The sequence below is a fragment of the Syntrophorhabdaceae bacterium genome, assembly GCA_028713955.1.
Lineage (GTDB): Bacteria > Desulfobacterota > Syntrophorhabdia > Syntrophorhabdales > Syntrophorhabdaceae > UBA5609.
Genome location: JAQTNJ010000192.1, coordinates 1 through 6,105, shown reverse-complemented (window position 1 = coordinate 6,105; position 6,105 = coordinate 1). Strand labels below are relative to the sequence as shown.

The 6,105-nt window shown below is 48.3% G+C and carries 8 protein-coding genes and 1 tRNA gene; 6 read left to right on the top strand and 3 right to left on the bottom strand.

The window, feature by feature from the left end; genetic code table 11:
* From PHU49_13380 to PHU49_13370, 3 genes are all read left to right on the top strand, one after another.
* Positions 1-194 (top strand): hypothetical protein (locus PHU49_13380; GenBank protein MDD5244999.1); only part of this gene is annotated, 194 nt, incomplete at its 5' end.
* Positions 195-196: 2 nt separating this feature from the next.
* Positions 197-1,006, top strand: a complete 810-nt coding sequence (locus tag PHU49_13375; protein MDD5244998.1) for a Stp1/IreP family PP2C-type Ser/Thr phosphatase — start codon at positions 197-199, stop codon at positions 1,004-1,006.
* 3 nt (positions 1,007-1,009) lie between these two features.
* Positions 1,010-1,702, top strand: coding sequence for an FHA domain-containing protein (locus PHU49_13370; GenBank protein MDD5244997.1), 693 nt, complete (start codon positions 1,010-1,012; stop codon positions 1,700-1,702).
* Positions 1,703-1,845: 143 nt separating this feature from the next.
* On the opposite strand, the gene PHU49_13365 is transcribed toward PHU49_13370, so the two are convergent.
* On the bottom strand, positions 1,846-2,181 hold the full coding sequence (locus PHU49_13365) for a hypothetical protein (GenBank protein ID MDD5244996.1): 336 nt from the start codon (positions 2,179-2,181) through the stop codon (positions 1,846-1,848).
* Positions 2,178-2,516, bottom strand: coding sequence for a hypothetical protein (locus PHU49_13360; GenBank protein ID MDD5244995.1), 339 nt, complete (start codon positions 2,514-2,516; stop codon positions 2,178-2,180). The genes PHU49_13365 and PHU49_13360 overlap by 4 nt, the downstream gene beginning before the upstream one ends.
* A 454-nt stretch (positions 2,517-2,970) precedes the next feature.
* Between PHU49_13360 and PHU49_13355 the strand changes: the two genes are divergently transcribed.
* Positions 2,971-3,564: a thioredoxin domain-containing protein gene (locus PHU49_13355; protein MDD5244994.1), complete on the top strand. Its 594-nt coding sequence runs from the start codon at positions 2,971-2,973 to the stop codon at positions 3,562-3,564.
* Between the two features lie 375 nt (positions 3,565-3,939).
* Positions 3,940-4,365 (top strand): CoA-binding protein, encoded by a 426-nt coding sequence (locus PHU49_13350; GenBank protein ID MDD5244993.1) that lies wholly within the window; start codon positions 3,940-3,942, stop codon positions 4,363-4,365.
* Between the two features lie 217 nt (positions 4,366-4,582).
* Here the strand turns inward: PHU49_13350 and PHU49_13345 are convergent.
* Positions 4,583-4,659: transfer RNA gene (locus tag PHU49_13345), tRNA-Arg, on the bottom strand.
* Between the two features lie 122 nt (positions 4,660-4,781).
* Between PHU49_13345 and PHU49_13340 the strand changes: the two genes are divergently transcribed.
* On the top strand, positions 4,782-6,105 hold a 1,324-nt coding region (locus PHU49_13340; protein ID MDD5244992.1), incomplete at its 3' end, for a CHASE2 domain-containing protein.

The following is a 6,105-nucleotide window of genomic DNA, read 5'->3' as shown; positions in this document are numbered from 1 at the left end:
ACAGTATCACAACCCTCATGTACAATATCACCAATTCACCCCCGCCTCCGGTAAGGGATTTAGTGCCGACCGTGCCGGAGTTCTGCGAATCTATCATCATGCGATTGCTCGCCAAGGAAAAAGATCTCCGCTATCAGCGCGGCAAGGAACTGGCGAATGACCTTGAAAAATACATGGAGGCCCTCGGGGAATAAGAATGGGGTTGGTCATAAGCGGGAACACAGACCTGGGACGCGTACGTCAGAATAATGAAGATAACCTTTATTTTTCCGAGAGCGATGGCCTTTTGCTCGTAGCAGACGGCATGGGAGGTCATGCATCAGGAGAGGTTGCCAGCAAGATCGCCGTTGATATCATGCGCGACTATTTCAACGGGATAAAAGAAGGACGACAGCTTCAGGTCGGGACATACCGGGAGGACTTCTCCGAGCCCACGAACAGGCTCGGTTCCGCAATACGCCTTGCCAACCAGGCGATCTACGAGGCAGCGAAAGGAAATCCCCTCTGGCACGGGATGGGCACCACAATCGCGGCGACCCTGATCACGGGCAACAGGTTGAGCATCGCCCACGTTGGCGACAGCCGCGTCTACCTCATCAGGGCCGGCAGCATGGAGCAGCTGACCGATGACCACTCCTTCGTATCAGAACAGGTAAAACGGGAGATCATTTCAAAGGAACAGGCAAGAGAATCCGAGATGAAGAATGTCCTCACAAGGGCACTCGGTGTCGGGACGGAGGTCGAGGTTGACCTTGACGAACTAAGCCTTCTTGAGGGCGATTCACTGGTCCTCTGTTCTGATGGTCTCACGGGGATGGTCGAAGACGATGAAATATTTGCTATCGTGAACACGCTGCATGATCCTGCAGCGGCATGTGAAGACCTCATCAACCGTGCTAACCAGAACGGAGGCAGGGATAATGTCACTGTTATTGTCGCAGAGATTACAAAGAAAAAGGGATGGCTCCATCGCCTTTTAAATTTTAAGGAATGGTTCAGGAGGTGACCTATGACAAAAATTCTGCTCAAATTCAAAGATGCCGTTATCAAAGAGCTCAAGCTTGAGCAGGAGACGTACAGCATCGGGAGAAAAGATACGAACGACATCGTTATCGAAAATCTCGCTGTCTCCGGATCGCACGCCAGGCTTTTCAAAGAAGGTGAAGCATACATTATTGAGGATTTAAACAGTACCAACGGCACATTTGTGAATGGCAGGAAGATTGCCAGGCATGCGCTCAATAACGGTGATGTTGTCCTCATCGGGAGTCACACCATTGAGTTCATAACCGATGTGAAACCCTCGGAGGGAACAAAATCCGACATCCGCTCCCGCTCAATGGATGAGACGATACTCCTCAGTCCCAAGGACCAGGAAAAGATCATCACCCAAACGGAAAAACTGGAGGTCCTCGGCGGGCTTCTCGTCATTGAAGGTTCTGCCGAGAAAAAGGAATACCTGCTGAAGGAAAGGATTACCACCATCGGCAAGGATGACAGCGCATTGATCCGCTTGAAGGGTCTTTTTGCCCCCAAGGTTGCGGCCCTGATAAACAGGAGGAAGGAAGGATACTTCATTACCCCCTCCGGCGGAAAGGATATCAAGGTCAACGGCAACAAGGTCGACCAGCGGTATGATCTGAAAGACGGCGACATCATCGAGGTTGCTGGTTTGAAGATGCAATTCTTTGTGAAGGAATGATGCCGAGTTGCCTTCATTCATATGGCTTCGTTGACTTCGTCGTCATCGACTCGACGTACGAAAATGTACGCCTCCGTCGCCTCCTCCTCGTCGCCTCGCTCTATTTTTGAATGCAATTCGGCATAAGAGATAGCAGCGGATCTTTACGGCGAGAGGAGGACCTGTTCTCCGAATTTCTCTGAAAGGGCCTTTGATAGATTATCTGCGGCCTTCTTATCTTCAAACTCAACCATAAGCTCACCATTATCACCGACAACAAGGCGGCCATGCCTTCTAACAACATCAGCGATCTCATCAGGCTCAATGGTCCACCAGCCACGGGTCCTGCGCAACAATTCTTCACCTTTCAATTTTTGAGGCGTTACGAGATCGATCGAACGGAACCACGCATCCCATCCGACCTGGGCCGGAGACTTCAGTACCGGCGATACGGGGTCATGGTAGATACGACAACGGCCAAAGAGGCGCAACCGGATCATTTGAGGACCTCTTTCAGAAACTTTTCTATTGCGGCATTTTTCGGCAGCACACCGGGAGGAACATCGATGCCCCTCATGGATAATGCGCGCGCAAGGCAGAAAAGATAAATGACAGCAGCGTCTTCTTCGTTCTCTGCAATGCCCCGCTGCATCGCCATTACCCATGCCTTTTCAAAGAGCTTCAGCGCTATTTCACGGAAGCGCCGGAGTCTTTCATCATGAGGCTCGATAGACAGCTTCAGCAATAATTCATTCTGTGTGCTTTCTATCCGGGAAAAGACACCCCGCATGTACCGGACCTGTGGATCCCGTCCCCAGGTATCGACTTCAGTCATGGCACCTCCGACATAAAACCGTACATAGTATATCGTATATCGTATATCGAAGCACTAAATAAATCCGAATGTTCTAAATCCAACATGGTTGGGGAGAATAACCTTGTCATTGCGAGCGGAGGGTGGCAATCTCATTCAAAGGCGGTCATCAGTCAATAGTCGATAGTGAATAGCAAAGCCAAAGAGACAATACGGCAGAGCCTTTCGCGTCTCACGGTTGTTCCGCTATGCGCCCTGCGCTTTGCGCTATGTCTTAGTCCCCTCACGCCTTACGACTTACGCCTCACGGATTTTCTGTAAGATCGCCACGGCTTCGCCTCGCGATGACAACCAAAATCTGATGACTTTTATCATGATTTGCTCAGCATTTCGATATACGATATACGAACTGCGATATACGGTATTTATATTTCCTCTTTACAAAGAAAAAGGGATTAATTATATTCTTGATGGAATGGAAAAGGTTCACAACGGCGGATTAAAAGAGATGGTGTGCGTATTATGGATAGTGTGTGCACTACTCCTTGGTCTGGCTCAACCGGACACCGCGGATTCGAGAGAGATGTCCTTTCTCGCATTCGGGAACGGGAAGATAGACGTGAGATTATATGCCGATTATTTTTGCGGGCCCTGTAGTGCCTTAGAGCCAAAGATAGAATATCCGATCCTTGACCTCGTCAGGAGGGATATCATTACCATCACGTTCGTTGACACACCTTTCTATAAGTATTCAGCGCTCTACGCCCGGTATTTTCTCTATGTATTAAATGAGAAAAAGGAACTGCGCCATGCGCTTACTGCAAGGGCCGCCTTCTTTGAAGCTGCCAAAGCCAAGATTAATGAACGGGAAAAACTTGAAGCATTCCTCCTGGCAAGGGAGATCAGGTTCAAACCATTCGAGGTAAAGCCCGTATTCAATATTCTCCAGAGTTACCTGAGAGAAGATAAGATAAGTTCAACTCCTTCCTGTGTCATACGCAACGGGGACAAGAAGGAAGTCTATACCGGCGGGGAAAACATCATCAAGGCACTTGAGGCGCTGAGGTAAAGGCAGACCATAGTTCATGGCAAAGCGAAATCCGAAATTCGAATATCGAAATCCTAAACAAATTCAAATGTTACAATGTTCAAAACAGTTGAACACAATAACCGCGCCATTTCGAGCCCGCGGGGCGTGGCGCTTTGTCATTGCGAGCGGAGCGCGGCAATCTCATTCAATAGATCGCCACGTCACTTCGCTCCTCACGATAACAATAAAGGATGGGGCCTCTCGCGATGACAACACGTTTAGAACATTTGATATTTGAATTTTGATATTGTTTAGGATTTGGTGCTTGGGATTTAGAATTTATTAATGTTTCGAATTTAGGTATTAGAATTTAGTGCTTATTGTTTTACGATATCTTCGCCGTGGAGGTTCACTATGATACCCCAGGAAACAAAAGAAAAAGAGATCTTGGAACAATCAAGAGTGATTGCCGTGGTTGGCCTTTCACCGGACGAGGAAAAACCAAGCAATATGGTTGCCCGGTACCTGATCGCTCACGGTTACAGGGTGATCCCCGTCAATCCCGGTCACGAGAACATACTCGATCAAAAGTCTTATAAGGCCCTCTCTGACATCCCGGAAAAAATCGATATCGTCGATATATTCATGAGGGCCGACAGGCTGCTGCCTGTTGTCGAAGAGGCTGTCAGGATCAAACCGAGATGCATATGGCTTCAGCTCGGCATCATCAATGAAGAAGCAAGGAAACTCGCTGAAGACAACGGCATTACCTTCTTCATGGACAGGTGTATAAAGATAGAGCACAACCGGCTCATAGCCCTGACAAACCGTATATCGTAGTTCGTATATCGTATATCGAGATTGTAAGAAAACCGTTCGGCGTTGGGCGTTGGGCGTTCGGCGATCTGGGTATAACCAATAGAATGGGATTGCCACGCTCCGCTCGCAATGACAAAACACTGCACCCCGCAGGCTGATGATGAGATGATTTTTTCACTGTCTTAAATTTGTTTAGCGCCTTGATATACGAACTACGATATACTATATACGGTTGTTGTGGCGCGCCCGCCGCGATTTGAACGCGGGGCCTTTGGCTCCGGAGGCCAACGCTCTATCCAGCTGAGCTACGGGCGCACATGTTTTTCAGCATTATATCACAATCATGACAGGAGAGCATAACTTTCTTTTTTTCAACATAATGTAATTTTCTTTTGCAATATAATCCTCTCATTTGATAATATAGAAAAAGGCACTGTATGAAAAAGATACTCATCCCGACACTTCTTGGAATCGGGTTAACGTTTCTGTTTTCCCTGCTGACGATAATACAGTTTGTTCCCTTCGAGCGTCTCGAGCTTCTCCTCTATGATATACGGTATAGCATCCATGGCAAGACAACACCACCCAGGGAAGTAGTAATAATGGGCATCGATGACAGGAGCCTGGAAAGGTACGGCAGGTGGCCCTGGGAGAGAAGGAAGGTCGCATCTATCATCGACAAACTGAATAGGATGGGGGCGAAGGTAATCCTCATGGATATCATCTTCAGCGAGCCCTCGAAAGACGACGACATCCTTGCCAGATCGATCAAGAGGGCCGGGAACGTAATCCTTCCCATTGTGTTTGACTTCAAAGGCGAACCCAGAAAGATTCAGGATGATACCCTTTTCGATAATGCCTTCATGATGATCCGCAAAATGGATAACTTCAAGATATTTCCGCCATTAAGCGCAAGCAGCATTCTCCTGCCTGTTGAAAAACTGTCGCAAAGCGCGAAGGCTCTCGCCTACATCAATATGTTCCCTGATAAGGACGGTATACTGAGATGGGAGGCCCTGTCCATTGAATATAACGGTGAGATGTACCCCTCTATCGACCTCCAGGCTGCGAGGCTTTATCGCAATCTCCCCAACGAGGCAATGACCCTCCAGGCAGCCGAGGGGGTACAGCTCGGCGACGCCTTCATACCAACCGATTTCTGGGGCAGGATACTGATACACTACTATGGACCGGAAAGGACCTTTCCGTCAATCTCTGTTGCAGACCTCCTCGAAAACAAGGTCCAATCATCAATGATCAAAGACAAGGTCGTTCTCCTGGGCGCAACGGCCGTTGGCATATACGATCTCAGGGTGACCCCCACGTCACCGGCAATGCCGGGGATCGAAAAACATGCAAGCGTTGTGGCATCCATACTGAACAATCAATTTGTTTCCAGGCTCAAAAATATCTGGAATGTCCTTATCGTGCTCATATCCGGCCTGCTTTTCTCCCTTATTATCGTGAGGATCAAGGCTATCATCGGTGCGGTCTTCGCATTCGGTTTTATCGCGATCCTTTATGGAATCGGTAATTACCTCTTTTTTTCTAAAGGGTTATGGATGGACCTGAGCTATTCAGGGAACAACATCCTGATAATCTATTTCGTCATAACAGCATACAGGTATGCAACTGAAGAGCGTTACGCAAAACAGATACGGGGAATGTTCTCAAGCTACGTCACGGAGAAGGTCGTCAACGAGCTCATCAAAAACCCGGACCTTGCGAAACTCGGTGGTGAGAGAAGAGAGATTACCGTCC

Excerpts from the sequence above, each read along its gene's own strand:
- PHU49_13365 (MDD5244996.1), bottom strand. The coding sequence starts at position 2,181 with ATGATCCGGTTGCGCCTCTTTGGCCGTTGTCGTATCTACCATGACCCC.
- PHU49_13375 (MDD5244998.1), top strand. The coding sequence starts at position 197 with ATGGGGTTGGTCATAAGCGGGAACACAGACCTGGGACGCGTACGTCAG.
- PHU49_13350 (MDD5244993.1), top strand. The coding sequence starts at position 3,940 with ATGATACCCCAGGAAACAAAAGAAAAAGAGATCTTGGAACAATCAAGA.
- PHU49_13360 (MDD5244995.1), bottom strand. The coding sequence starts at position 2,516 with ATGACTGAAGTCGATACCTGGGGACGGGATCCACAGGTCCGGTACATG.
- PHU49_13370 (MDD5244997.1), top strand. The coding sequence starts at position 1,010 with ATGACAAAAATTCTGCTCAAATTCAAAGATGCCGTTATCAAAGAGCTC.
- PHU49_13355 (MDD5244994.1), top strand. The coding sequence starts at position 2,971 with ATGGAAAAGGTTCACAACGGCGGATTAAAAGAGATGGTGTGCGTATTA.